22 protein-coding genes are annotated in these 23,892 nt (G+C 67.5%); 14 read left to right on the top strand and 8 right to left on the bottom strand.

What is annotated here, in order from left to right; translation table 11 throughout:
• The first annotated feature begins 112 nt into the window (after nucleotides 1–112).
• The 7 genes from AC2ITM_RS22300 (at nucleotide 113) to AC2ITM_RS22270 (ending at nucleotide 6,536) form a co-directional block, all read left to right on the top strand.
• Complete coding sequence (locus tag AC2ITM_RS22300) at nucleotides 113–808, top strand: GntR family transcriptional regulator (protein ID WP_486470593.1); 696 nt, start codon at nucleotides 113–115, stop codon at nucleotides 806–808.
• On the top strand, nucleotides 805–1,629 hold the full coding sequence (locus AC2ITM_RS22295) for a transporter substrate-binding domain-containing protein (RefSeq protein WP_486470592.1): 825 nt from the start codon (nucleotides 805–807) through the stop codon (nucleotides 1,627–1,629). The genes AC2ITM_RS22300 and AC2ITM_RS22295 overlap by 4 nt, the downstream gene beginning before the upstream one ends.
• Before the next feature lie 66 nt (nucleotides 1,630–1,695).
• Nucleotides 1,696–2,361, top strand: coding sequence for an amino acid ABC transporter permease (locus AC2ITM_RS22290; RefSeq protein WP_486470591.1), 666 nt, complete (start codon nucleotides 1,696–1,698; stop codon nucleotides 2,359–2,361).
• 10 nt (nucleotides 2,362–2,371) lie between these two features.
• Nucleotides 2,372–3,037, top strand: a complete 666-nt coding sequence (locus AC2ITM_RS22285; protein ID WP_486470590.1) for an amino acid ABC transporter permease — start codon at nucleotides 2,372–2,374, stop codon at nucleotides 3,035–3,037.
• Nucleotides 3,038–3,056: 19 nt separating this feature from the next.
• Nucleotides 3,057–3,830 (top strand): amino acid ABC transporter ATP-binding protein, encoded by a 774-nt coding sequence (locus tag AC2ITM_RS22280; protein WP_486470589.1) that lies wholly within the window; start codon nucleotides 3,057–3,059, stop codon nucleotides 3,828–3,830.
• Nucleotides 3,831–3,857: 27 nt separating this feature from the next.
• Nucleotides 3,858–4,772, top strand: a complete 915-nt coding sequence (locus AC2ITM_RS22275; protein WP_486470588.1) for an aminotransferase class IV — start codon at nucleotides 3,858–3,860, stop codon at nucleotides 4,770–4,772.
• A gap of 3 nt (nucleotides 4,773–4,775) precedes the next feature.
• On the top strand, nucleotides 4,776–6,536 hold the full coding sequence (locus AC2ITM_RS22270; RefSeq protein WP_486470587.1) for a chloride channel protein: 1,761 nt from the start codon (nucleotides 4,776–4,778) through the stop codon (nucleotides 6,534–6,536).
• 70 nt (nucleotides 6,537–6,606) lie between these two features.
• Here AC2ITM_RS22270 and AC2ITM_RS22265 read toward each other — a convergent pair whose 3' ends face one another.
• On the bottom strand, nucleotides 6,607–8,109 hold the full coding sequence (locus AC2ITM_RS22265; RefSeq protein WP_486470586.1) for an amidase: 1,503 nt from the start codon (nucleotides 8,107–8,109) through the stop codon (nucleotides 6,607–6,609).
• 207 nt (nucleotides 8,110–8,316) lie between these two features.
• Nucleotides 8,317–10,161 (bottom strand): sigma-54-dependent Fis family transcriptional regulator, encoded by a 1,845-nt coding sequence (locus AC2ITM_RS22260; RefSeq protein WP_486470585.1) that lies wholly within the window; start codon nucleotides 10,159–10,161, stop codon nucleotides 8,317–8,319.
• Between the two features lie 240 nt (nucleotides 10,162–10,401).
• Here AC2ITM_RS22260 and AC2ITM_RS22255 point away from each other — a divergent pair, with 240 nt between their 5' ends.
• Both AC2ITM_RS22255 and AC2ITM_RS22250 read left to right on the top strand, forming a co-directional pair.
• Entirely contained in the window at nucleotides 10,402–11,475 is a 1,074-nt protein-coding gene (locus AC2ITM_RS22255) for a 2,3-butanediol dehydrogenase (protein WP_486470584.1), read from the top strand.
• Between the two features lie 128 nt (nucleotides 11,476–11,603).
• Complete coding sequence (locus AC2ITM_RS22250) at nucleotides 11,604–13,406, top strand: flavin-containing monooxygenase (protein ID WP_486470583.1); 1,803 nt, start codon at nucleotides 11,604–11,606, stop codon at nucleotides 13,404–13,406.
• 39 nt (nucleotides 13,407–13,445) lie between these two features.
• Here the strand turns inward: AC2ITM_RS22250 and pobA are convergent, their stop codons facing one another.
• Nucleotides 13,446–14,615, bottom strand: coding sequence for a 4-hydroxybenzoate 3-monooxygenase (gene pobA / locus AC2ITM_RS22245; protein ID WP_486470582.1), 1,170 nt, complete (start codon nucleotides 14,613–14,615; stop codon nucleotides 13,446–13,448).
• Between the two features lie 55 nt (nucleotides 14,616–14,670).
• Between pobA and AC2ITM_RS22240 the strand changes: the two genes are divergently transcribed.
• Nucleotides 14,671–15,588: a helix-turn-helix domain-containing protein gene (locus tag AC2ITM_RS22240; RefSeq protein WP_486470581.1), complete on the top strand. Its 918-nt coding sequence runs from the start codon at nucleotides 14,671–14,673 to the stop codon at nucleotides 15,586–15,588.
• Here the strand turns inward: AC2ITM_RS22240 and AC2ITM_RS22235 are convergent.
• Entirely contained in the window at nucleotides 15,585–16,466 is an 882-nt protein-coding gene (locus AC2ITM_RS22235) for a LysR family transcriptional regulator (protein WP_486470580.1), read from the bottom strand. The two genes, AC2ITM_RS22240 and AC2ITM_RS22235, sit on opposite strands and share 4 nt — an antisense overlap.
• 103 nt (nucleotides 16,467–16,569) lie before the next feature.
• On the opposite strand from AC2ITM_RS22235, the gene AC2ITM_RS22230 reads away from it, so the two are divergent.
• The gene (locus AC2ITM_RS22230; protein WP_486470579.1) at nucleotides 16,570–17,517 is read left to right on the top strand and encodes an AEC family transporter; all 948 of its coding nucleotides are present in this window, start codon (nucleotides 16,570–16,572) and stop codon (nucleotides 17,515–17,517) included.
• A gap of 2 nt (nucleotides 17,518–17,519) precedes the next feature.
• Here AC2ITM_RS22230 and AC2ITM_RS22225 read toward each other — a convergent pair whose 3' ends face one another.
• The gene (locus AC2ITM_RS22225) at nucleotides 17,520–18,422 is read right to left on the bottom strand and encodes a LysR family transcriptional regulator (protein ID WP_486470578.1); all 903 of its coding nucleotides are present in this window, start codon (nucleotides 18,420–18,422) and stop codon (nucleotides 17,520–17,522) included.
• A gap of 111 nt (nucleotides 18,423–18,533) precedes the next feature.
• Between AC2ITM_RS22225 and AC2ITM_RS22220 the strand changes: the two genes are divergently transcribed.
• From AC2ITM_RS22220 to hpxO, 3 genes are read left to right on the top strand one after another with little or no spacing between them, the layout of a single operon-like run.
• On the top strand, nucleotides 18,534–19,592 hold the full coding sequence (locus tag AC2ITM_RS22220; RefSeq protein WP_486470577.1) for a Rieske 2Fe-2S domain-containing protein: 1,059 nt from the start codon (nucleotides 18,534–18,536) through the stop codon (nucleotides 19,590–19,592).
• Between the two features lie 8 nt (nucleotides 19,593–19,600).
• Complete coding sequence (locus tag AC2ITM_RS22215; protein WP_486470576.1) at nucleotides 19,601–20,536, top strand: PDR/VanB family oxidoreductase; 936 nt, start codon at nucleotides 19,601–19,603, stop codon at nucleotides 20,534–20,536.
• A gap of 30 nt (nucleotides 20,537–20,566) precedes the next feature.
• Nucleotides 20,567–21,724, top strand: coding sequence for an FAD-dependent urate hydroxylase HpxO (gene hpxO / locus AC2ITM_RS22210; protein ID WP_486470575.1), 1,158 nt, complete (start codon nucleotides 20,567–20,569; stop codon nucleotides 21,722–21,724).
• An 81-nt stretch (nucleotides 21,725–21,805) separates the two neighbouring features.
• Here the strand turns inward: hpxO and AC2ITM_RS22205 are convergent, their stop codons facing one another.
• Genes AC2ITM_RS22205 through AC2ITM_RS22195 form a run of 3 tightly spaced genes read right to left on the bottom strand, consistent with a single transcriptional unit; the run spans nucleotide 21,806 to nucleotide 23,842 of the window.
• The gene (locus AC2ITM_RS22205; RefSeq protein WP_486470574.1) at nucleotides 21,806–22,531 is read right to left on the bottom strand and encodes an amino acid ABC transporter ATP-binding protein; all 726 of its coding nucleotides are present in this window, start codon (nucleotides 22,529–22,531) and stop codon (nucleotides 21,806–21,808) included.
• Complete coding sequence (locus tag AC2ITM_RS22200) at nucleotides 22,512–23,168, bottom strand: amino acid ABC transporter permease (RefSeq protein WP_486470573.1); 657 nt, start codon at nucleotides 23,166–23,168, stop codon at nucleotides 22,512–22,514. Before AC2ITM_RS22200 ends, AC2ITM_RS22205 begins: the two co-directional genes overlap by 20 nt.
• A complete protein-coding gene (locus tag AC2ITM_RS22195; RefSeq protein WP_486470572.1) occupies nucleotides 23,165–23,842 on the bottom strand; it encodes an amino acid ABC transporter permease in 678 nt (225 codons plus the stop codon). The genes AC2ITM_RS22200 and AC2ITM_RS22195 overlap by 4 nt, the downstream gene beginning before the upstream one ends.
• Between the last annotated feature and the right edge of the window lie 50 nt (nucleotides 23,843–23,892).

Below are 23,892 nucleotides of genomic sequence, written 5' to 3'. Positions count from 1 at the left end.
TGAGCGGATTGGTGGATTTTCTGCAGATCGCCCGCCGTGGGGCCGTATCGGACTTTTCGAATCATGCCAGATTGTAGACAACCTACAACATGGCATCAGGACGGGGGGACCCATGACAGGCGGGGTGATCAAGCGCGAGACGATGGGCGCACAGCTGGCGGCGATGATCCGCACGGCGATCCTGACCGGCGAGTACCAGCCCGGCGATCCCGTCACCGAGGTCGCCCTGGCGGTGCGCTTTGGCGCCAGCCGCGGGCCGATCCGCGAGGCGATGCGTCACCTGATCGACGAGGGGCTGCTGGTATCGGTGCCCTATACCGGCACCCGGGTGCTGGAGCTGTCCTCGGCCGATATCAATGACATCTACGCCATGCGCATCTGCCTTGAGATCTTTGCCTTCGAGCAGATCTGGGCGCGGCGCGGCGCCGATTTCGCGGCGGCCCTGGCCGATCGCCACGACCGGCTGCAGCTGGCCATCGACGCCCGCGACGACGTGCGCGCCATCGATGCCGAACTGGACCTGCACGGGCTGGCCTATGAATTCTGCGGCAACTCGATCCTGCTGGCCAGCTGGCAGGGCATCCGGGGGCGGCTGCAGCTGTATTGGGCGGCGCATCACCGCGCCCATGGCATCCAGGGCCCCAAGCGCGAAAGCCACGACGATTACATCGCCCTCGCGCTTGGCGCGGACCTGGAGGCGATGAAGGAGGAAATCCGGGCCCACATGCGGCGCGGGCTGGAAAAAACCAAGAGCTTCGTCGCCTCGCTGGAGGAGGCGAAGGAAAAACCCAACAGGAGCGTAAGATGAACAGAAGATCCGTCCTGCTTGCCGGGGTGGCCGCAGGCGTCCTTGGCGGCCTGCCCGCCTTTGCCGCCGACAGCGGCACGCTGGCCAAGGTCAAGCAAAGCGGCAAGCTGCGCATTGGCGTGGCCTCGGCCGAGCCGTGGTTCTTCAAGGACCCGATGACCGAGACCTGGACCGGCGTCGGCGTCGCCATGGGGCAGCGCATGGCCAAGGAACTGGGCGTCGAGATGGTCCCGGTCGAGACCTCCTGGGCGAATGCCGTGGCCGGTCTGCAGGCCGACCAGTTCGACATCATGTTCGTGCTCGACCCCACGGAAGAGCGCAAGAAGGCGCTCGATTTCCCGGAAAACCCGCTGTTCTACTATGCCATGGGCGCGCTGGTGAAGGACAACAGCACCGCCGCCACCTGGGCCGACCTCGACAAGCCCGACATGCGCATCGGTGTCACGCTGGGCACCTCGCTCGACAAGAACGTCACCGAGATGATGAAGGCCGCGCAGATCAACCGCTTCTCCTCGAATGACGAGGCGATCGCGGCCTTTGCCTCGGGGCGGGTCGATGCGGTGGTGCAGTTCCACCCGGCGCTGGTGGTGCAATATTCGCGTCTGAAGATGGGCAAGGTCCTGCTGCCGACGCCGGTGAACCCGGTGGCGACCTCGGCGGGCCTGCGCAAGGAAACCCCGGCCGATTTCCGCGACTGGGTGAACGAGGTCTTCGGCAAGCTTTATGCCGCGGGCGTCCCGGACGAGCTGTTCCACGCCTATCTGAAAAGCAAGGGCATCGACCCGACCGGCATTCCGGGCCTCGAAAAGGAAGCCTGGTAAGCGCCGCCCGGGGGGCCTGCCACGGGCGGGCCCCCTGACGTGACCCCTCCCAATGAAAGTCGAGCCATGAGCTATTCCTGGGACTTCGGCCCGGTGTTCCAGCATTTCGACATGCTGGCCACGGGGCTTTTGAACACCGTCAAGATCGCCGCCGTGTCGATCGTCCTGGGTGTGCTGGTCGGGCTGGTGCTGGCGATGATGCGCCTGTCGCACCGCCGCCTGCTGCGCTGGCCTGCGGCGGTGGTGATCGAATTTTACCGCAATACCCCGCCGATCGTACATTTCTTCTGGTTCTTCTACGCCTTCCCGGTGCTGCTGTCGCTCAGCATGAGCCCCTATGTCGCCGCCGTCCTGGCGCTGTCGACGCAGTCGGGGGCCTTCTATGCCGAAGTGTTCCGCGGCGGCATCGTCTCGGTCGAGCGGGGACAGTGGGAAGGCGGCCGGGCGCTTGGCATGACCCATGCGGCGCTGATGCGGCGGGTGATCGTGCCCCAGGCCATCGCCCGCATGATCCCGCCCTTCATCGAACGCAGCTTCGAGCTGCTGAAGACCACGGCGCTGGCCTCGACGCTGGCCTATGCGGATCTGCTCTATCAGGCGATGATGGTCAATTCCCAGACCTTCCGCCCCCTCGAGGTCTATACGACCATCGCCGTCATGTACCTGGTGCTGCTGGTCACCGCCAGCCAGCTTGCCCGCCTGGCCGAAGCCCGGCTGACCGCCTACCAGTAAGGAGCCGGAGATGCATTACACCCCCGATTTCAGCATCGTCTGGGCCAACTGGCCGGTGCTGCTGCGTGGCGTCTGGGTGACGCTGGAACTGTGGCTGCCGACCATCGCCATGGGGCTTGTGGGCGGCTTTGCGATCTCGCAGGCGCGGCTGTCGCAGCGGCGCTGGCTGTCGGGCATCAGCCTGGTCTATGTGGAACTGTTCCGCGACACGCCGGTGCTGATCCAGCTGATCTGGTTCTACTATGCCTTCCCGATCCTGATCGGCCTGCAGCTGTCGCCCTTCGCCGCCGCCATGCTGGGGCTGACGCTGAACACCACCGCCTATGCTTCGGAAATCTTCCGCGGCGGGATCCGGTCGATTCACCGCGGCCAGATGGAAGGGGCGCTGGCCATCGGCATGTCGCGCGCCCAGGCGATGCGCCGGGTGATCCTGCCGCAGGTGGTCAAGCGGATGCTGCCCGCCTTCACCAACCGCACCATCGAGGTCGCCAAGATGTCGTCGCTGGCCTCGGTCATCTCGGTGCATGAACTGATGTACCAGGGGCGGCTGCTGTCCTCGACCTATTACCGCCCGTTCGAGATCCTGACCGCGGTGGCCTTCATCTACCTTGTCCTGATCTATCCCGGCACCTTCCTGGCCGGACGTCTGGAAAAGCACCTGGCGCGCTCGAACTGAGCCCGGAAAGGACCCTGAAATGTCTCAAAACCCCATTCTGGAAATCAAGGGCCTGCACAAGCGGTTCGGCGATCACCACGTGCTGAAGGGCATCGACTTTTCGGTCGAACCGGGCGAGCGCGTGGCGATCATCGGCGGCTCGGGATCGGGCAAGTCGACCTTCCTGCGCTGCATGAACTTCATGGAGACGCTGAGCGAGGGCGAGATCTTGCTGGATGGCCAGCGCATCGGCACCCAGACCCGCGCCGGCATCACCTATCCCGAAAAGCAGCTGTGCCAGGTCCGCGAACGGCTGGGCATGGTGTTCCAGCAGTTCAACCTGTTTCCCCACATGAGCGTTCTGCAGAACGTCATGGAGGGGCTGATCACCGTCAAGGGCCTGTCCCGCGACAAGGCCCGCGCCATCGCCGAACGCGAACTGGCCAAGGTCGGGCTGGAGGCCAAGCATGACGCCTGGCCCAGCCGGCTGTCCGGTGGTCAGCAGCAGCGCGTCGCCATTGCCCGTGCCCTGTCGATGGAACCGGAGGTGCTGCTCTTTGACGAACCCACCTCCTCGCTCGACCCGGAACTGGTGGGCGAGGTGCTGCGCGTCATCAACCAGCTGGCCGAGGAGGGCCGCACCATGCTGCTGGTCACCCACGAGCTGGGCTTTGCCTATCACTTTGCCACCAAGGTGATCTTCCTTGCCGATGGTGTCTTCCACGAGGTCGGCACCCCCGACGAGGTGCTGAAGAACCCGCAGAAGCCGCGCACGCAGGAATTCCTGCGCCGGTTCGGCGAATTCGCCTTCTGACCCCCTTTCCAAATCCAAGGTACTGTCATGACCCCTCTGAGCAGCTCGTCCTCGCAGAGCTATGTCAAAGATCCGCGCAACGACGGCGTCGAGATCTACGTCAACGGCGCGTTCTTCCCCCGCGACCAGGCCAAGGTGTCGATCTTCGACGCGGGCTTCGTGCTGGGCGACGGCGTCTGGGAAGGCCTGCGGCTGATCAACGGCAAGCTGCTGGCCATCGACGAGCATATCGACCGCATCTTCGAGGGCGCCCGCGCCATCCAGCTGGACATCGGCTACACCAAGCAGGGTCTGGTGGACGAGATCTGGAAATGCCTGAACCACAACGGCATGGAGGACGGCGTCCATATCCGCATGATGATCTCTCGTGGGTTGAAATCGACGCCGAACCAGGATCCGCGCTTTATCGTCGGCGGCGCCACCATCGTCATCGTTGCCGAATGGAAGCAGCCCAACCCCGATCTGAAGGCGCGCGGGCTGTCGCTGATGACCTCGACCATCCGGTGCTCGACGCCCGATGTCTTCGACCTGCGGCTGAATTCGCATTCTCGGCTGAACTTCATCCAGGCGCTGATCCAGGCCATCAACATGGGTGCAGACGAGGCGCTGATGCTGGATGATCGCGGCTTTGTCGCCTCGTGCAACTCGACCAACTTCTTCATCTTCCGTGGAAATGAGCTCTGGACCTCCGACGGAGAGACCTGCTTTAACGGCATCACCCGCAAGAAGGCGATCAAGATCTGGCAGGAGGCTGGCTTCGTGGTCCGTGAAAAACGCTTTACCCTGGCCGAGGTCTATGCCGCCGACGAGGCCTTCGTCACCGGCACGCTGGGGGGCATCACCCCGGTTGCCCGGATCGACGGCCGCGACATCGGCACCGGCAAGCCCGGCCCGCTGACCGCGCAGATGAACGCGCTTTACCAAGCTTACATCGCGGCCTGAGGCGTGGTCTGGCGACTGCGTCCTGCCCGTCGTCGCTGGTTGCTGCGCCGGATGCGCGCGCCCTTCGTGCTGCGCGCGCTGATCCGCCGGAATGAAATCGCCTATACGGCCGTCGCCGCCCTGATCGGGATCCTTTCGGGGCTGGCGGTGGTCGGCATGCGGGCGCTGATCCACCTGATGGAAGGCTGGATCTACGGTGTCGAAAACCCCTCCAGCGGGCTGGAACCGCTGGAGCCCCTGCGGGTGCTGGCGGGCCCGGTGCTGGGCGGGATCGTCGTGGGCCTCAGCTATGTGGCGGGGCGGCGCTGGTTCCGCCGGGTCTCGGACCCGATCGAGGCCAATGCCATCAAGGGCGGCAAGCTGCAGGTGCCGGGCAGCCTTTACATCACCTTGCAGACCATCTTTTCCAGCGGCTCGGGCGCCTCGGTGGGCATGGAGGCCGCCTATACCCAGACCGCCTCGGCGCTGTCGTCCTGGCTGGGCCAGCGGCTGCACCTGCGCCGCGAGGACCTGCGCCAGCTGGTGGCGGCGGGGGCGGGGGCGGGCATTGCCGCGGCCTTCGACGCACCGCTGACCGGCGCCTTCTATGCGTTCGAACTGGTGCTGGCCTCGTATTCCGTGGCGGCGCTGCTGCCGGTGCTGGCGGCCTCGATCACCGCGACGGCGACGGTGCGGATGCTGGGGGCGACCACCGGTTTCAGCCTGTTCTACGCCGGGCAGATCTCGCCCAAGGCCTATATGGCGGTGGCGTTGCTGGCGGTCATCTGCGCGGGCGCGGGCATTGTCATCATGCGCGCGGTCACCGTGATCGAGGGGCTGGTCACGCGTTCGGCCATTCCCTATTGGGCGCAGCCCGCGCTTGGCGGCCTGGTGGTCGGGGGGCTGGCGCTGATCAGCCCGCAGGTGCTGTCCTCGGGGCATGGGGCGATGCCGCAGGTGCTGGGGGCGAACCTGACCCTGGGGGCGCTGACGGCGCTTTTGCTGCTCAAGACCGCCGCCTCGGTCGTGTCGATCGGCACCGGGTTCCGCGGCGGGCTGTTCTTTGCCTCGCTGTTCCTGGGGGCGATCCTGGGCAATATCATAGGCATCCTGTGGATGGTGGCCTTCGGGCTGAACCTGCCCATCGTCATCCTGTCGGTGGTCGGCATGTGCGCGCTGGCGACCACCGTCATCGGCGCCCCCCTCGCCATGAGCTTTCTGGCGCTGGAAACCACGCAGAGCCTGCCGCTGGCGGTGGCGGTGCTGTTCTCGGCGCTGGTGTCGACCGCGATCGTGCGGCAGGTCTTCGGCTTCAGCTTCTCGACCTGGCGGTTCCACCTGCGCGGGGAAACCATCCGGTCCGCGGCTGATGTGGGCTGGGTGCGCGACCTGACCATGGGGCGGATGCTGCGCAAGGTGGGCAGTGCCATTCCCGCCAGCCAGAGCATCGCCGAGGTCCGCCGCCGTTATCCGCTGGGGGCCGCCAAGGTCATGCCCATCGCCGAGGCAGACGGCCAGTATGCCGGTCTGTGCTTTATCGCGGAACTGCATGCCGAGGGGCTGGATCCGACGGCCCGTGTGACCACCGTCGCGCGCTTCAAGGCCAACTGGCTGCGCCCCGACCAGAACGTCCACGAGGCGATGATGCAGTTCACCCGCAACGAAGCCGACACCCTGGCGGTGCTGGACCCCGAGGGCCGCGTGCTGGGCATCGTCAGCGAACAGTATTGCCTGCGCCGTTATGCCGACGAGACCAACAAGCGGCTTTATCCGGCGCGGTCGTGACGGGGGCGGCCCTTGCGGGCCAGCCCCCCCTTGTGATCACACCCTCAGGGTGATCACAGACGCAGGGTGATCACAGGCTCAGGAAGCCCTCGACAGCGCTGAGCGGCCCTGCGGCCTTCAGCGCGGCGATGTCGGGGCCTTTCGGCGCCAGGTCGGACAGGCCGGCGATGATGGCCTCCAGCTCGGCGGCGACGGCCAGCACGCCCAGGTCGTCGTAACGTTTGCCGACGATCTGCAGGCCGAAGGGCATCCCGTTGGCATCCGTGCCGCAGGGAATGGTGATCGAGGGATGCCCCGCCAGCGTCGAAGCATAGGCCATCGCCAGCCAGTGGTAATAGCTGGAGGTCGCCTTGCCGTCGATCTGCGCCGGATACAGCTCGTGCCAGTCGCGCGGGCTGATCGTCACGGCCGGAGAGATCACGAAATCATGCGTCTCGAACCATTTCTGCCAGCGGAAGTGGTAGCTGCCCTGCTGGGTCAGCGCCTCGGCGATGTCGTCGGGGGTAAAGCTGCGGCCCTCGATGACGTTCTCGGTGACGTTCGGGCCGACCTGCTCGGGGTGGGCATCCAGGCGCTTGCCATGGGTCGCCACGAACAGCACGCCCCGCAGCACCGAGAAGATCCGGTCGGCATGGGTGCAATCGGGGGTGCCGTCCTCGACCGAACCGAAGAAGGGGGCGATCTGCGGCACCACCTTGCGGAAGTGGTCGCGCACGATGCTTTCGGTGGGGGCAAAGCCGTAGTCTTCGGTGAAGGCCACGGTCAGGCCCGACAGGTCGCGGCGCGGCAGGGTGGCGAAGGCGGCCGGATCCCAGGCGGTGCGCCCGTTGACGACGGCGGTGTAGGGATCGTTCATGTCGGGACGCGCCAGCACCGACAGCATCAGCGCGGTATCCGCCACGCTGCGCCCCATCGGCCCCGAGGTCGACATCGGGAAATAGCCGATGCCACGGGTGTTGCCCGGCACCACACCCGGCGAGGGGCGATAGCCCACGACGCCGCAGAAGGCCGCCGGGTTGCGCAGGCTGCCGCCGGTGTCCGATCCTGTTGCCAGCGGGAAATACCCCGCCGCCAGGCCCGCCGCCGACCCGCCCGAGGACCCCGCGCAGGTGCGTGTCAGGTCATGCGGGTTGGCGGTGGCGCCGTAGACGCGGTTGCGAGTGTTGCCGCCCGCACTCCATTCGGGGTTGTTGGTCTTGCCCATCGGGATGCCGCCCGCGGCCCGCATGGCGGCGACGATGGCATCGTCCTTGACGGCGATGTTGTCGCGGAACAGCTCGGATCCGAAGGTGGTGGGCAGGCCCTTGACGTCGATCATGTCCTTCACGCCGAAGGGCAGGCCATGCAGGGGGCCGGTGACGTCACCGCGGGCCTGCGCGGCATCGGCCGCGGCCGCACCCTTGCGCAGGCCGTCGAAATCACGGGCGACCAGTGCGTTCACGGCATGGTCGACGGCCTCGACCCGGGCAATGCAGGCCTCGGCCAGTTCGGCGGCCGACAGGGCCTTGCGCGCGATCAGCTGGCGCGCCTCGACAGCGCCGAGGTCCGCGGGATCGGAAGGAAGTTCTGACATCGGAATACCTTTCAGAAGGGCAGGGCCGCAGGCCATCCATCCCGGGGAAATGCCGGGAAGAGGGGCAGGGAACGGAGCGGTGTCATGGGCACGGGATCCGGCAGCGGCGGTCTTTTCGGGCTGACCCTAGGCAGCAATAGAACGACGTTCAATTGAAAAGGCGCCACTGCGCCGCCCTCACGTGCAACTGCCTGTGAATTGGGCGTTTCAGGGGCGGCTGAGGCCCAGTCGCTGGATCTGCCGGTGCACGGTCGAGCGGTTGCAGCCCATCCGCCGCGCGGTTTCCGAGATGTTCCAGCCGGTGTCCTGCAGATGGGCCCGCAGCCGCGCGCCGGTGGCGTCTTCGCCGGGACCGGGGGTGCGCAGGGCGGCGGGCAGGTCGGCGGCGCCCAGCAGCGCCCCGGCGGGCGGGCGCAGGGCGATGTGCTGGGCCAGCGCTGCCAGTTCGTGGCCATTGCCGGGCCAGTCATGGGCGGCAAGGCGGGTCAGGGCCTCGGCGTCAAAGCGGGCGGGGGCGCCCAGGGCGCGGGTACAGGCGGCTTCGGCCAGGGACAGCAGGTCGCGGCGGGCGCGCAGCGGCGGCAGGGCCAGGCGGTGCCCGGCCAGGCGCTGGAACAGGTCGCGACGCAGTTGACCCCGGGCGACGGCGGCCTGCGGGTCGGGGCCGGTGGTGAAGATCAGCCGCACGTCCGAGGGCTGGGCCTGCAGGCTGCCGAGGGGGCGGAAGGTGCCTTCGGCCAGCAGGGTCAGCAGGCGGGCCTGAAGACGCGGCGGCAGCTCTTCGGGGGCGTCGATGACCAGCGTGCCATGCCGCGCCTGGGCAATCAGGCCGGGTTCGTCATGGCGCCCCTCGCGGCGGCCAAAGAGCAGCGCCGCCTCGTCCTCGGCCAGCTCGGCGCCGTTCAGCGTCAGGAAGGGGCCGCGGCGGCCCAGCTCGTGCAGCGCCCGCGCCAGAGTGGTCTTGCCGGTGCCGGTCTCGCCCTCGATCAGCAGGGGGTGGGGCAGCGGCGCCAGGGCGGCGGCGCGTGCCATCAGGGGGGCCATCGCCGGATCTTCGCCCGCCAGCAGCTTCAGCGTCGCGGGCAGGGCCGTGGGGGCGGGCGCCCGGGCGGGCAGGCGGCGCGGTTCGATCGCATGGGCGAACAGGCGGTGGCCGTCGCGGGTCTCGATCAGGCGCTCGCGGGCCTCGGTGTGGCGGGTCAGGTCCTCCAGCCGGTCGAAATCCAGCGCGAAGGCCTCGGTGACATGACGACCGATCAGCCCGCCCTGCCGCCAGTCGGCGCCGATGGCCCGCGCCACCAGCCGCGCCGCGCCATGGGTCAGCCCGATGATGTGGCCGCCTGCGTCCAGCCGCAGCGCCGCCTCGGGTTCGACATCGACGAAATCGGGGCTGGTGGCCAGCCGCAGCACCCAGTCGCGGCGGCTTTCGGCCATCAGGTTCGCCATCTCGATCCGCTGGGCGGTCTGGCGCACCAGGTTCAGCGCCAGCGACTGGCTGGCGCGTGGCCGCGGCGGCGACAGCAGCGACAGGTCCAGCACCGCCGTCAGCTGGCCGCGGCTGTCGAAGATCGGCGCCGCGGTGCACGACAGGCCGCCATGGGTGACGTCGAAATGATCGCTTTGATGCACGGTCAGCGCCTCGGCGCTTTCCAGGCAGGCGCCGACGGCACAGGTGCCGGCGCGGGCCTCGGACCATTCGGCGCCCATCCACAGACCCTTGCGACGCAGGTCCTCCTTGTGCGCCTCGGCGCCCAGATATTCCACCGTGACCCCGGAATGATCCGCCAGCAGCAGCACGTAATCCTGCCCCTGCACCAGCCGGTACAGCCGTTCGATCCCCGAACGCGCGATGCGGATCAGATCCTGCGAGCGCTCCTGGTGGCGGCGGATTTCCCGTTCCGGCAGGATGTAGGCCTCGGTCCGGTTGGCGGGATCCAGCCCGTGCTTGGACAGGCAGCGCCGCCAGCTGTCCAGCACGGCGGGCGCGCGGCCGCTGCTGCCACCCCGGGCGACGGCCTCGATTTCCGAGATGTGGTCGACGGCGTTCTGCATCGGCGGTCCTTTCTTCGGGGGATCCTAGCGGCGGCGGGCGGTGCGGGAAACCGGGTCGTAGGCGGGGTGCGGCATCCATGCGGCGCTGCGGCGAAGGTGTTGCAGCGAAATGCAACAGGTGCCGCAGCGGATGCCACAGGGGGGCGGGCCAAGTCCTTGATCCTGCTCAATCTGCACCCATGGCTTTGCGCCGGTCGCCGGGCCGGGCAAGGCTGTTGCCGCAAGAGAAGGAGCACTTCCATGAAGGCACTGAGGTTCCACGCCGCCAAGGACCTGCGCGTCGAACAGCTGGACACGCCCCCGGCGCCCGGCCCCGGCCAGGTCGCCGTGAAAAACCGCTATGTCGGCATCTGCGGCACGGATCTGCATGAATATGCCCACGGTCCGATCTTCATCCCGACCGAGCCGCACCCCTATACCGGCGCCCATGGTCCGCAGATCCTGGGCCATGAATTCGGCGGCACTGTCACTGCCGTCGGCGAGGGCGTCACCAACGTCAAGGTCGGCGACCGGGTGGCCATCCAGCCGCTGATCGGCCCGCGCACCGGCGAATATTTCGGCGAGCGCGGCTGGCTGAACCTGTCGCCCGTTCTGGGCCTCGTGGGGCTCAGCTGGGGCTGGGGCGGCATGGCGCAGGCCTCGGTGCTGAATGACTACAACGTCTACAAGATCCCCGATGCGCTGTCGGACGAAGAGGCCGCGCTGGTCGAACCGACCGCCGTCACCGTCTATGCCTGCGACCGCGCGGGCGTGACGGCGGGCAACAGCGTGCTGATCACCGGCGCGGGGCCCATCGGCATCCTGGCGCTGCTGACGGCGCGGGCCTTCGGCGCGACCACGCTGTTCGTCTCGGACATGAACGAGACGCGGCTGAAACTGGCGCAGGAGATCGTCCCGGGCGTCATCGCGGTGAACCCGGTGAAGGACGATCTGGTCAAGATCGTGCAGGAGAACACCCAGGACAACCTGGGCTGCGACATCGCCATCGAATGCGTCGGCAACGACCGGGCGCTGCAAAGCTGCCTGGATGCGGTGCGCAAGCAGGGCACCATAGTGGCGACCGGCGTGCATCCGGGGGTGGGCAAGCTGAACTTCTTCGACGTCACCTTCAAGGACGTCACGCTGAAGGGGTCCTGGTGCTACCCGGCGCACAGCTGGCCGCGCGTTATGGACCTGATCGCTTCGGGGGCCATCCCCTCGAAGAAAGTAGTCACCAAGAAGATCAAGCTGGATGACGCCGTGGCCGAGGGCTTTGAGGCGCTGCTGGACCCGGCGGGCACCCAGCTGAAGATCCTGATCGACCTGGAGGCCTGAGGACCGGGGGGCGGGGGCCTGCGCCCCGGCCCACCCGGACCGACATTTCCGTGACGGCGCGGACCCATGGGGAAGAGGAGCCCCGTTCGCGCCGCCGCACCACACCGGAGCTTATGGGAGGAGAAACCATGCTCGACACAACCCCGCGCGGCCAGCTGGCCGCCCTTGTCGCCGATCTTGAACGCGCCCTTGTGGCGCAGGATGCCGAGGCGGTATCCGCGCTGTTCCTGGAAACGGGATTCTGGCGCGACCTGGCAGCCTTCACCTGGAACCTGAAGACCTGCGAGGGGCGGCCCCAGATCCGCACCATGGCGGCGGCCCAGCTGCCCCTGATCGCCCCGAAGGCGCTGCATCTGAACCCCGCCGAAGAGGTCGCCGAGGCCGATGGCGTGACCGAGGGCTGGCTGCAGCTGGAAACCGCGCAGGGCCGCGGCGTCGGCTATATCCGCATGAAGGAGGGGCGCATCTGGACCCTTCTGACCACCCTGCACGAACTGAAGGGCCACGAGGAACCCCGCAAGCTGCGCCGCCCCATGGGCGCCGAGCACGGCCATGACCCCGAGCGCCTGTCCTGGAAGGAAAAGCGCGAGGAAGAGGCCGCGCGCCTGGGCTATCAGGATCAGCCCTATGTGCTGGTGATCGGCGGCGGTCAGGGGGGCATCGCCCTGGGGGCCAGGCTGCGCCAGCTGGGGGTTCCGGCGATCATCGTCGATGCCCATGAACGCCCCGGCGACCAGTGGCGCAAGCGTTACAAGTCGCTCTGCCTGCATGATCCGGTCTGGTACGACCACCTGCCCTACATCCCCTTCCCCGACAACTGGCCGGTCTTTGCGCCGAAGGACAAGATCGGCGACTGGCTGGAGATGTACACCCGCGTGATGGAGCTGAACTACTGGTCCTCGACCCGCGCCACCGCCGCCATCTATGACGAGGACAAGGGCGAATGGACGGTGACGCTGGATCGCAACGGCGAAGAGGTCGTGCTGCATCCGAAACAGCTGGTGCTGGCCACCGGCATGTCCGGCAAGCCCAACGTGCCGGTCTTCCCCGGGCAGGACATCTTTGCCGGCGAGCAGCAGCATTCCAGCCAGCACCCCGGCCCCGATGCCTATCGCGGCAGGAAGGTGGTGGTGATCGGCGCCAACAACTCGGCCCACGACATCTGCGCGGCGCTGTGGGAAAACGGCGCCGACGTGACCATGGTGCAGCGCTCCTCGACCCATATCGTCAAGTCCGACAGCCTGCGCGAGGTCTGCCTGGGCGGGCTTTATTCCGAAGAGGCGCTGGAGAACGGCATCACCACCGACAAGGCGGACATGATCTTTGCCTCGATCCCCTACCGGATCATGCATGAATTCCACGTCCCGCAATATGACCAGATCAAGGAGCGCGACGCCGCGTTCTACGACGCTTTGCGGGCGGCGGGCTTCCTGCTGGACTTCGGGGATGACGAAAGCGGGCTCTTCATGAAATACCTGCGCCGGGGCTCGGGCTATTACATCGACGTGGGCGCCTGCGACCTGGTGATCGACGGCTCGATCAAGCTGCAGTCGGGCAAGGGCATCAGCCACCTGACCGAAAATGCGGTGGTGCTGGATGACGGCACCGAACTGCCGGCCGATCTGGTGGTCTATGCCACGGGCTATGGCTCGATGAATGGCTGGGCTGCGGATCTGATCAGCCCCGAGGTCGCCGACAAGGTGGGCAAGTGCTGGGGCTTGGGATCGGACACCACCAAGGATCCCGGCCCCTGGGAGGGCGAGCAGCGCAACATGTGGAAGCCCACCATGCAGGAGGGGCTGTGGTTCCATGGCGGCAACCTGCACCAGTCGCGGCATTATTCTCGCTATCTGGCATTGCAGCTGAAGGCGCGTCATGCGGGGCTGCCGACCCCCGTCTGGGGGCTGGAGCCGCCGCATCACACCCGCTGATCCCGGATCCTCCCGGGGCCCCATTCCCCGGGGGGCCGTTCAGAAGGGCAGGCCGATGTAGTTCTCGGCCAGGTCCTTCTGGGCGGTTTCGGATTCCGCCAGATGCGCCAGCGTCGCCCGGCGCATCTGCGCGGCAAAGCTGTCCTCGCCCTCGAAGCGGTGCAGCATCGTCGTCATCTGCCACGAGAACCGCATCGCCTTCCAGATCCGCGCCAGCGCCCGTTCGGGATAGGCGTCCAGCGTCGTCATGTCGCCGCCTTTCAGCGCCGGGATCAGCCCCTCGGACAGGTAATGCACATCCGAGAACGCCAGATTCAGCCCCTTGGCGCCGGTCGGCGGCACGATATGGGCACTGTCGCCCACCAGGAACAGCCGCCCCCATCGCAGCGGTTCCGAGACGAAGCTGCGCAGCGGCGCGATGCTTTTCTCGATCGAGGGGCCGGTGATCAGCCGCTCGGCCGCCTGGGCCGGGATGCGGGCGCGGAAGGCCGACCAGAAGCGGTCATCGGACCAGTCCTGCACCTGATCGCTCAGCGGCACCTGGACGTAATAGCGCACCAGGGTTTCCGACCGCATCGAGGCCAGTGCAAAGCCCTGGTCGGAATTCGCATAGATCAGCTCGTCATGGACGGGGGGCGTGCGCGACAGGATGCCCAGCCAGCCGAAGGGATAGACCCGTTCGAATTCGCGGCGCTTGTCGGCGGGGATGGTCTGGCGGCTGACGCCATGGAAGCCGTCGCATCCCGCCACATAGGCGCAGCTCAGGCTGTGGCGCTGGCCTTCCAGCGTGTAGCTGACGCGGGCCTCGGGGCCGTCCAGATCCTCGATCCGGACATCTTCGACGCCATGCAGGATCGTCGTGCCCATGGCATCCTGCGCGGCGTACAGGTCTTCCGTCACCTCGGTCTGGCCATAGACCATGACCTGCTTGCCGGTCAGCCCCTTGAAGTCGATATGCACCATGCGGTCGCCGTCGGTGATGTAGGTGCCGTCATGGGGAATGCCCATCCGGTCCATGCGCAGCGACACGCCCGCCTCGCGCAGCATCTCGACCGAGCCCCATTCCAGGATCCCCGCCCGGATCCGCGACAGCACATGCGCGCGGCTGGAGCGTTCCAGGATGACGGTGCTGATGCCGGCGCGGTTCAGCAGTTGCGACAGCAGCAGGCCGGAAGGCCCGCCGCCGATGATGACGACCTGGGTGTCCATGGTGATCTCCTCCGTGATCTTTGCGCCATCCTAGGCTGCGCGGGGCTGCGACCGAATGGACGCGCCTTGCAAAGGCTGGTACTATTCGTGCATGCCCCGGTCCGAGCCCATTCCCGTCTTCACCCTGTTCGGGGAAACCAGCGCCTTTCCCGATGTCATCCATTGCGAACGGATCTGGGACCGGGCGCGCCTGCATGACTGGGTGATTTCCCCGCATCGCCACCACGAGATGGTGCAGGTCTTCTTCATGCGGCAGGGGGCGGCCAAGGTGCGCCTGGACGGGCAGGAGGGGCGCCTGGACGATGGCCAGTTCCTGTTCGTGCCGGCGGGCGTGGTCCATGCCTTCCAGTTCCGCAAGGGCTGCGAGGGGCTGGTGCTGTCGTTTCCCGCCCCCGTGGTGGCGGCGATGGCGCGCGCCTCCGAGGATCTGGCGCGGGTGCTGCGCGCGCCCTTCAGCGCCGGGGCGCCGGATTTCGCCGTGGCGCTGATGGACCAGCTGGCGGGTCACTTCGCATCTGCTGGCATTTTTCGCGCAACCCAGCTGGTGGCGCTGACCCATGCGCTGTTTGCCGTGCTGGCCGCCACCCACCCCGGGGAAGCCGCCCGGGCCCATCACGGCGATCCCCGGATGGAGGCCTTCGAGGCGCAGATCACCGTCCGCATGGGGCAGGGCTGGCGGGTGTCGGACCATGCCCGCGCGCTTGGCATCACCGCGGGCCATCTGAACCGGATCTGCCATGCCGCAACCGGCCAGAGCGCCTCGCGCCATCTGGACCGGGCCGTGATGACCGAGGCCGCCCGCCTGCTGGCCTTCACCCGGCTGGGCGCGGCCGAGGTGGGTTATCGGCTGGGCTTCGAGGACCCGTCCTATTTCTCGCGCCGGTTCCGGGCGCTGCGCGGCGAGACGCCCTCGGCCTACCGGGCCCGGGTGGCGGGGCAGGACGGGGCGGCCGACAGGGGCGCGGGGATCTAGGACAGGGCGCCGGTTTCGGCCAGCTCGATCAGCGGCGGCAGGGCGGGGTTGTCGCTGTCGCGGGGCACCTGCAGGACCACGGGCAGTTCCGGGGCGTCCTGCAACGGGCGGGCGATCACGTCGGCGCTGGCGCCGCCGATGATCGATTCCGGCACCAGCGCCACCCCCAGATCCGCCGCCACCAGCCGCAGGATGGTGTTCTGCAACTGCGGCTCGAACCGGATGCGGGGCAGCACGCCGCCGGCGCGCAGATAGCCGGTGACGGCGCCGCGCAGCGACGGGGCGGTATGGGCAGGCACCACCAGCAGCTCCTGCCCCTCCAGGTCGGCGGCGCGGATCAGCGGACGCCCGGCCAGCGGGTGGTCGGGATGCGAGACGAAGCACAGCCGTTCGGTATGCACCGGGATCGCGCGCAGCTGCGGCGGGCGGGTGTCGTCGAAGTTGATGGCCGCATCCAGCCGCCCGCCCAGCAGCTGGCGCGTGATGTCGCCGGGGGTGGTCTCGGCCAGATGCAGCCGGACATGGGGGCGCAGTTCGGTATAGCGGCGCACGGCGCGCGGCACGACCAGATGCGCCGCGTGCATCATGAAGCCGAAGCGCAGCACGCCCTGGCGGCCCTCGGCCACGGCGCGGGCGTCGCGGCGGGCGCCCTCGATCCCGTCCAGCACGCGGCGGGCATCGGCCAGGAACTGTTCGCCGGCGGCGGTCAGCACCACCCGCCGCGAGGTCCGCTCCACCAGCGTCACGCCCAGGTCGGCCTCGAGGTTGGCGATCTGGCGGCTGAAGGGCGGCTGGGTCATGTGCATCCGCGCCGCCGCGTGGCCAAAGTGCAGCGTCTCGGCCAGGGTGACGAAGCAGCGCATCTGACGCAGATCCATTGATACCTTTCCTGCATTGATTGGTCATGAAATATGGATTGGAGTGTATCGAACCGCAGGTCTAGGGAAAAGGGCAGCTTTCCTCCTCCAGAAGACTCCTCCCATGCTTTCCAACATGTCCATCGTGCTGCCGGTCTTTGCCCTGATCCTGACCGGCTATGTCGCGCGCCGCACCGGTGCCCTAGGCCCGCAGGCCTCGAAAGAGATCAACCGCCTGGTCGTCAAGCTGGCGCTGCCGGCGCTGCTGTTCGACATCATGATCAACGCGCGGCTCAGCCAGATCTGGCAGCCGGGCTTCATCCTGGCGTTCTCGGCCGGGTCGGCGGCGATGTTCCTGGCGACGCTGTGGCTGCGGCTGCGCCAGACCCGCAGCCTGGCCGATGCCGCGATCGAGGCGCTGAACGCCAGCTATGCCAACACCGGTTTCATCGGCATTCCGCTGATCCTGGCGGTGCTGGGGCAATCGGCGATGGGGGCGACGCTGGTGGCCAACATCCTGACGATCACCGTGCTGTTCGGCGTGGCCATCGTGCTGATCGAGGTGGGCCTGGGCGAAACCGGCGGTGACAAGCTGGCGATGACGCGGCGCATCGGAGCCTCGCTGATCACCAATCCGCTGCTGCTGGCGCCGGTGGCGGGGTTGATCTGCCTGGGCTTCGGGATCCATGTACCGCATCAGGCCGATGCCTATCTGAAGCTGTTGGGGGGCGCGGCCTCGCCCTGCGCGCTGCTGGCGCTTGGGCTGTTTCTGGCGGAAAACGCCGGGCGCAAGCCTGCGGCCGGGCAGGGGGTGCAGGCGGTGCTGGTGATGCTGAAGCTGGTGGGCCAGCCGCTGATCACCTGGCTGGTCGCCGGGCCGCTTCTGGGCCTGCCACCGGTGCTGGTGCAGACGGCGGTGCTGCTGGCGGCGCTGCCCACCGGCACCGGCCCCTTCATGCTGGCGGAATTCTACGGCCGCGAGGCGCTTCTGACGGGGCGGGTGCTGCTGCTGACGACGGCGCTGTCGGTGCTGTCACTGGCCGGACTGATGAGCGTGATGGTCCACGGTTAGGGTCAGGTCAGCCAGTCGGGGGCGGTCTCGATCCGGGTCAGCAGGGCGCCCCCGGCCCGCGACATCTGCACCTGGCGCGCCACGCACAGCGCCAGCGTGCCCGGCCGCAGCGCCGGTTCCGCCAGCGGCACGAAGGCCAGCGCGCCCGAGGCGACCTCGGCCGCGACATCGATGCGGTTCAGGATGGTGATCCCCGCGCCCTGCCGGACCAGCGACTTGATCATCGTGATGCTGTTCGAGCAGATCACCGGCGCCGGTCCCGGATGGGTCATCGCGCGCAGGGTGCGCAGCTGGCTGGCGATCTCCAGAGGGTCATCGGGGGCGATGAAATCCTCGCCCATGCAGGCGGCAAAGCGCAGGGTGGGGGCGGCGGTGAAGGGATGGCCGGGCGGCACCACGTAGCCCACCGGCATTTCCCGGAAGCTGCGCACGATCAGATCGCGCGACAGGCTGGGGTTCAGCAGCACGCCCATGTCGGCCTCGCCCGAGACGACCGTGTCGGTGATCCCCTCGTTGTCGCGGATGATCAGCTCCAGCGTGATGCCGGGATGGTCGCGGCGGAACCCGGCCAGCAGACGCGGCAGGAAACCCCGGTTCAGCGCGTCGATCATCGCCACCCGCACATGGCCGCGCCGCAGCCCCGACAGATCCGCAATCTGCTCCTGAGTGCGGCCAAAGCCGCGCTGCCAGTCCTGCGCGGCGCCCAGCAGCAGCTCGCCCGCCGCCGTCAGCCGCATTCCCGATGGCAGCCGGGAAAACAGCGCCACCCCCATCTGCCGTTCCGCCGCCAGGATCTGCCGGTCGATGGCCGAGGCCGAGACATTCAGCGCCTCGGAGGCCCTGCGGATCGACCCCTGACGGGCGACCTCGGTGAAATAGACCAGCGCGCGGGAAAAGGGCTGCATCGCGGGGCGTTCTCTTTTTTGCAATGGAAACTGCGAAACAAGATGTTTGAAGTGGATGCCCCCGTCCAGCCATCCTGGGGGCGACCCGATGCAAGCACAGGATTGCCCGCCGTGAACGCCCCTGCCGCCCCGATGACCCCCGATGCCGATCTGCCGCGCAACTGCACCTTCGATGCCGCCGACTGGCAGATCCTGGCGACCCACTGGTATCCGGTGGCCGAGGTCTCTGACGTGATGGAAAAGGGCCTGACGGGCGCCGTGCTGCTGGACCAGCGGCTGGTGGTCTACCGCGCCGGGGACGACATCGTGGTGGCCGATGACATCTGCACCCATCGCGGCGTGCCGCTGACCATGGGGTCGAACCCGGATTGCCAGGGGGTGCGCTGCCCCTATCACGGGCTGCAGTTCGGTGCGGGTGGCAAATGCGTCAAGGTTCCGGCGCATCCCGGTGGCGCGATCCCGGCCAAGCTGAACCTGCGCAGCTACCCGGTGCAACTGGCCTACGGTCTGGTCTGGACCTGCCTGCGCCCCGGCCAGCGCCCCGACACCCTGCCCGCCATGCCGCATTGGGACGACGAGGGGTTCCAGCAGATCAACGTGCCGCACTACGACATCGCCGGTTTCGCGGGCCGCCAGGTCGAGGGGTTCCTGGACGTGGCGCATTTCGCCTTCATCCACACCGGCACCTTCGCCGATCCCGACAAGACCGAGGTCCCCGCCTACGAGGTGCGCCCCACCGACCATGGCTTTGAGGCCGAATACTGGTCGACGATCAGCAATTTCGCCCCCGACAAGCTGCACCTTGCCGACGAGGATTTCCGCTGGCTGCGCCATTACCGCTGCACGCCGCCCTTCACCGCGCATCTGACGGTGCATTTCCCCGAAGGCGGCAAGCTGTCGATCCTGAACGCCGCCTCGCCGGTTTCGGCCCGCAAGACGCGGCTGTTCTGCCCGATTGCGCGGAATTTCGACACCGATCTGCCGGTCGAGGACGTTCATGCCTTCAACCATGCCGTCTTTGCCGAGGATGCCGAGATGGTCGAACGCCAGATGCCCGAGGCGCTGCCCCTCGATCCGCGGCTGGAGGCGCATATCCCCGCCGACCGGTCCTCGATCGCTTATCGGCGGGCGCTGAAGGGGCTGGGCCTCAGCCATTTCTTCATCGCATGAGCGCGCCGATGGAGCTGATCGTTTCCCTGCTGCGCCTGAACGGGGCGGGCAATCTGGATATCGAACTGCGCGATCCGCAAGGGGGGGCGCTGCCCGCCTTCACCCCCGGCGCCCATGTCGATCTGCACACGCCTGCGGGGCTGTCGCGGCAGTATTCGCTGTGCGGCGATCCGGGGGTGCGTGACCATTACCTGATCTGTGTGCGCCGGGACACGGCCTCGCGCGGGGGATCGCGGTCGCTGCACGAGGATCTGCGGATCGGTGCCCGGGTCAGGGTGTCGCCGCCGCGCAACCTCTTTGCGCTGCCGGACGCGGGGCCGGTGGTTCTGGTGTCGGCGGGCATCGGCGTGACGCCGCTGCGGCCCATGGCGCAGGCGCTGCGCTGTGCCGGGCGGCTGGTGCACTGGCATCACTACGAACGCGCCCGCGCCCGGCTGGCCTTTGCCCCCGAGATGACCGGCCCCGACACCACCCTGCATCTGGGCTGCGAGGGCGTGCGGTTTCGCGATGGAACGCCCGACTGGATCGCGGCCCCCGATCCGGGCGTCACGGTGATGGCCTGCGGTCCGAACGGGTTTCTGGACCTTTTGGAAACCCGCATGGCGGCGGCCGGTTGGGGCGCAGACCAGTTGGTGGTCGAACGCTTTCACCCCGCCGCCGCAGGGTCGGCCGGGGACGGTGATTTCGAGGTCGAGATCGCCTCGAGCGGCGCGCGCTTTGCCGTGCCCGCCGACCGCACCATCGCGCAGGTGCTGCAGGCCAATGGCGTGGCCATCGAACTGTCGTGCGAATCCGGCATGTGCGGTGCCTGCCTGACAGGCATTCTGGCCGGCGATCCCGATCATCGCGACATCGTGCTGAGCCCCGAGGAACAGGCGGCTTGCAATCAGCTCACGATATGTTGCTCTCGAGCGAAAAGCCGTGTCCTCGTCCTCGATCTCTGAGAGAGGGGGCAGGCAAGCAAGGAAATACCCATGAAAATCATCATTGCCGGGGCCGGGATCGGCGGCCTCTCTGCGGGGATCGCGCTGAAACGTCTGGGCCATCAGGTGCATATCTATGAGCGGGTGAAGGAAATCCGCCCCGTGGGTGCGGCGATCTCGGTCTGGTCGAACGGGGTCAAGTGCCTGAATTACCTTGGTCTTGGCGACCAGATGACCCGCATCGGCGGGCGCATGGACAGCATGGCCTATGTCGATGGCCTGACCGGCGAGGCGATGACGGATTTCAGCCTGGCGGGGCTTTACGACCGCGTCGGCCAGCGCCCCTATCCGGTCTCGCGCGCCGAGCTTCAGGGCATGATGATGCAGGCCTTCGGGCCGCAGGACATCACGCTGGGCCGCAGCCTGGTGGCGCTGCACGATGATGGCGTGTCGGTGCAGGTGACGCTGGATGATGGTTCGACCGACCGGGGCGATCTGCTGATCGGCGCCGATGGCGCGCATTCCATGGTGCGCCCATACGTGCTGGGCGTGACGCCCGAGCGCCGCTATGCGGGCTATGTGAACTGGAACGGACTGGTGCGCATCGACGAGGCGCTGGCGCCCGCCGACCGCTGGACGACCTTCGTGGGCGAGGGCAAGCGGGTGTCGCTGATGCCCATCGCCGACAACCGCTTCTATTTCTTCTTCGACGTGCCGCTGGCCGCCGGGCTGGCCAATGACCGCGCCGCCTACAAGGCGGATCTGAAGGGCCATTTCAAGGGCTGGGCGAAACCCGTGCAGGACCTGATCGCGGCCTTCGACCCCGAGACCACCAACCGGGTCGAGATCCACGACATCGACCCGTTCATGACCTGGGTGAAGGGCCGCGTTGCGCTGCTGGGCGATAGCGCACACAACACCACCCCCGACATCGGTCAGGGCGGCTGCCTGGCGATGGAGGATGCGATCGTGCTGTCGATGGCGCTGCAAAGCCATACCAACGGCATCGAGGACGCCCTGCTGCGCTACCAGAGCCGCCGCACCGAACGCGCCCGCGATCTGGTGCTGAAGGCGCGCAAGCGCTGCGATGTCACCCATGCGCTGAACCCCGAGGCGAACCGGGCCTGGTATGACGAGCTGCGCCGCGAGGACGGCAGCAACATCATGCGCGGCCTGGAGGCCACGATCGAGGGTGGCCCGCTGGGCTGAACCGGCCCCCGCCTGAATAGGCACCGGGCTGAAACGGCACTGGGCCCCCGAAGGGGCCCGGCGATGCTGTCGGGAACGCGTTCAGTGCATCCCGATGAAGCTGCGCAGCTCGGGCGTTTTCGGATTGGCAAAGACCTCTTCCGGGCGGCCGACCTCGTGGATGCGGCCCTGGTGCATGAACACCAGACGCGAGCACACGTCGCGGGCAAAGGCCATCTCGTGCGTGACCATGACCAGGGTCATGCCCTCCTTCGCCAGGTCGCGCACCACCTGCAGCACCTCGGCCACCAGTTCCGGGTCAAGGGCCGATGTCACCTCGTCGCAGAGCAGCGCCGTGGGCTCCATCGCCAGCGCCCGGGCGATGGCGACGCGCTGCTGCTGGCCGCCCGACAGCTGGTCGGGATAGCTGTCGAACTTGTCGGCCAGGCCCACGCGCTCCATCATCCGGCGGGCCATTGCCTCGGCCTCGGCCTTTGGTTTCTTCTTGACCACCTGCTGCGCCAGCATGACGTTCTGCCCGGCGGTCTTGTGCGGGAACAGATTGAACTGCTGGAAGATCATGCCGACCTTCTGGCGCAGGTTCCTCAGGTGCAGCTCATCGTTGACCAGCTGCTGACCGCCGACGGTGATGGCGCCTTCGTTGATCGTCTCCAGCCCGTTGATGCAGCGCAGCAGGGTGGATTTGCCCGAGCCCGACTTGCCGATCAGCGCGATCACCTCGCCCTTCTCGATATGCAGGTCGATGCCCTTCAGCACCTCGTTGCTGCCATAGCTTTTGCGCAGGGCGTCAATGGCGATGAGCGACATTCATTTTCCTTTCAAGCACCTTGGCGCTGTAGGACAGCGGGAAGCACAGGCAGAAGTAGATGAGGGCCACGAGGCCGTAGACGGTGAAGGGCTGGAAGGTGGCATTGGCCAGGATGGTGCCGGCCTTCGTCACCTCGACAAAGCCGATGATCGAGGTCAGCGCCGTGCCCTTCACCACCTGAACCGAGAACCCCACGGTGGGCGGGATCGAGATCTTCAGCGCCTGCGGCAGCACCACATGGCGCATCTGTTCGAAATAGGTCATGCCAAGGGATGCCGAGGCCTCCCACTGGCCCTTCGGGATGGCGGTGACGCAGCCGCGCCAGATTTCCGCCAGGAAGGCTGCGGTCCACAGGATCAGCGCCACGGTGGCGGCGACCCAGGGGGCCACGTCGATGCCGAACAGCCCCAGGCCGAAGAACGCCAGGAACAGCTGCATCAGCAGCGGCGTGCCCTGGAACAGTTCCGTATAGCCCTGCACCAGCCGTTGCAGCCAGCGCCGCTTGCCGATGCGCGCGAACAGCAGCGCCAGACCCAGCAGGCCGCCGCCCGCAAAGCTGACCAGCGACAGCACGATGGTCCAGCCGGTGGCATGGATCAGCGCCATCAGGATTTCCGGTAGCGTGAACTGGGTCATCGGCTGGCCCTCCGCCGGGTGGCAAAGATCACGTCGCCGAAGCGCAGCAGCGCATAGCGCAGCACGATGGCCAGCGCCAGATAGATCAGCGTCGAGGCAAAATAGGCCTCGAAGGCGCGGAAGGTGCGCGACTGGGTGAAGTTCGCGGCATAGGTCAGGTCCTGCACGGCGATCTGGCTGACCACCGAAGAGCCCAGCATGACGATCACCACCTGGCTGGCCAGCGCCGGCCAGATCTTTTGCAGTGCGGGCACCAGAACCACGTGGCGGAAGGTCTGGATCGGCGACATGGCAAGCGAGGCCCCGGCCTCGAACTGGCCCTTGGGGGTGGCCTCGATGCCGGCGCGGATGATCTCGGCGCTGTAGGCGCCAAGGTTGATCACCATGGCCAACATGGCGGCGGCGACCTCGTTCATGTGCACACCGATGGCGGGCAGGCCGAAGAAGATGAAGAACAGCTGGATCAGGAAGGGGGTGTTGCGGATCAGCTCGACGTAGATGGCGACGATCCAGCCCAAGGCCCTGGGGCCCTGGGTGCGGGCCCAGGCGCAGAAGATGCCAAGCGCCACGCCGCAGATGCCACCCACCAGGATCAGCTGGATGGTCATCCAGATCCCCGACAGGAAGACCGGCCAGTAGGTCGCCACCCAGTCAAAGTTGAAATGATAGCTCATGTCGGAACTTTCGGGAGGAAGGCGAACGCCCCGGGCGGGCCGGGGCGTTC

It is taken from the genome of Pseudooceanicola sp. NS-SX9, from assembly GCF_057380705.1.
This window is presented reverse-complemented; position numbering and strand designations above follow the sequence as displayed.

Excerpts from the sequence above, each read along its gene's own strand:
- AC2ITM_RS22300 (WP_486470593.1), top strand. The coding sequence starts at position 113 with ATGACAGGCGGGGTGATCAAGCGCGAGACGATGGGCGCACAGCTGGCG.
- AC2ITM_RS22295 (WP_486470592.1), top strand. The coding sequence starts at position 805 with ATGAACAGAAGATCCGTCCTGCTTGCCGGGGTGGCCGCAGGCGTCCTT.
- AC2ITM_RS22290 (WP_486470591.1), top strand. The coding sequence starts at position 1,696 with ATGAGCTATTCCTGGGACTTCGGCCCGGTGTTCCAGCATTTCGACATG.
- AC2ITM_RS22285 (WP_486470590.1), top strand. The coding sequence starts at position 2,372 with ATGCATTACACCCCCGATTTCAGCATCGTCTGGGCCAACTGGCCGGTG.
- AC2ITM_RS22280 (WP_486470589.1), top strand. The coding sequence starts at position 3,057 with ATGTCTCAAAACCCCATTCTGGAAATCAAGGGCCTGCACAAGCGGTTC.
- AC2ITM_RS22275 (WP_486470588.1), top strand. The coding sequence starts at position 3,858 with ATGACCCCTCTGAGCAGCTCGTCCTCGCAGAGCTATGTCAAAGATCCG.
- AC2ITM_RS22265 (WP_486470586.1), bottom strand. The coding sequence starts at position 8,109 with ATGTCAGAACTTCCTTCCGATCCCGCGGACCTCGGCGCTGTCGAGGCG.
- AC2ITM_RS22260 (WP_486470585.1), bottom strand. The coding sequence starts at position 10,161 with ATGCAGAACGCCGTCGACCACATCTCGGAAATCGAGGCCGTCGCCCGG.
- AC2ITM_RS22255 (WP_486470584.1), top strand. The coding sequence starts at position 10,402 with ATGAAGGCACTGAGGTTCCACGCCGCCAAGGACCTGCGCGTCGAACAG.
- AC2ITM_RS22250 (WP_486470583.1), top strand. The coding sequence starts at position 11,604 with ATGCTCGACACAACCCCGCGCGGCCAGCTGGCCGCCCTTGTCGCCGAT.
- pobA (WP_486470582.1), bottom strand. The coding sequence starts at position 14,615 with ATGGACACCCAGGTCGTCATCATCGGCGGCGGGCCTTCCGGCCTGCTG.
- AC2ITM_RS22240 (WP_486470581.1), top strand. The coding sequence starts at position 14,671 with ATGGACGCGCCTTGCAAAGGCTGGTACTATTCGTGCATGCCCCGGTCC.
- AC2ITM_RS22235 (WP_486470580.1), bottom strand. The coding sequence starts at position 16,466 with ATGGATCTGCGTCAGATGCGCTGCTTCGTCACCCTGGCCGAGACGCTG.
- AC2ITM_RS22230 (WP_486470579.1), top strand. The coding sequence starts at position 16,570 with ATGCTTTCCAACATGTCCATCGTGCTGCCGGTCTTTGCCCTGATCCTG.
- AC2ITM_RS22225 (WP_486470578.1), bottom strand. The coding sequence starts at position 18,422 with ATGCAGCCCTTTTCCCGCGCGCTGGTCTATTTCACCGAGGTCGCCCGT.
- AC2ITM_RS22215 (WP_486470576.1), top strand. The coding sequence starts at position 19,601 with ATGGAGCTGATCGTTTCCCTGCTGCGCCTGAACGGGGCGGGCAATCTG.
- hpxO (WP_486470575.1), top strand. The coding sequence starts at position 20,567 with ATGAAAATCATCATTGCCGGGGCCGGGATCGGCGGCCTCTCTGCGGGG.
- AC2ITM_RS22205 (WP_486470574.1), bottom strand. The coding sequence starts at position 22,531 with ATGTCGCTCATCGCCATTGACGCCCTGCGCAAAAGCTATGGCAGCAAC.
- AC2ITM_RS22200 (WP_486470573.1), bottom strand. The coding sequence starts at position 23,168 with ATGACCCAGTTCACGCTACCGGAAATCCTGATGGCGCTGATCCATGCC.
- AC2ITM_RS22195 (WP_486470572.1), bottom strand. The coding sequence starts at position 23,842 with ATGAGCTATCATTTCAACTTTGACTGGGTGGCGACCTACTGGCCGGTC.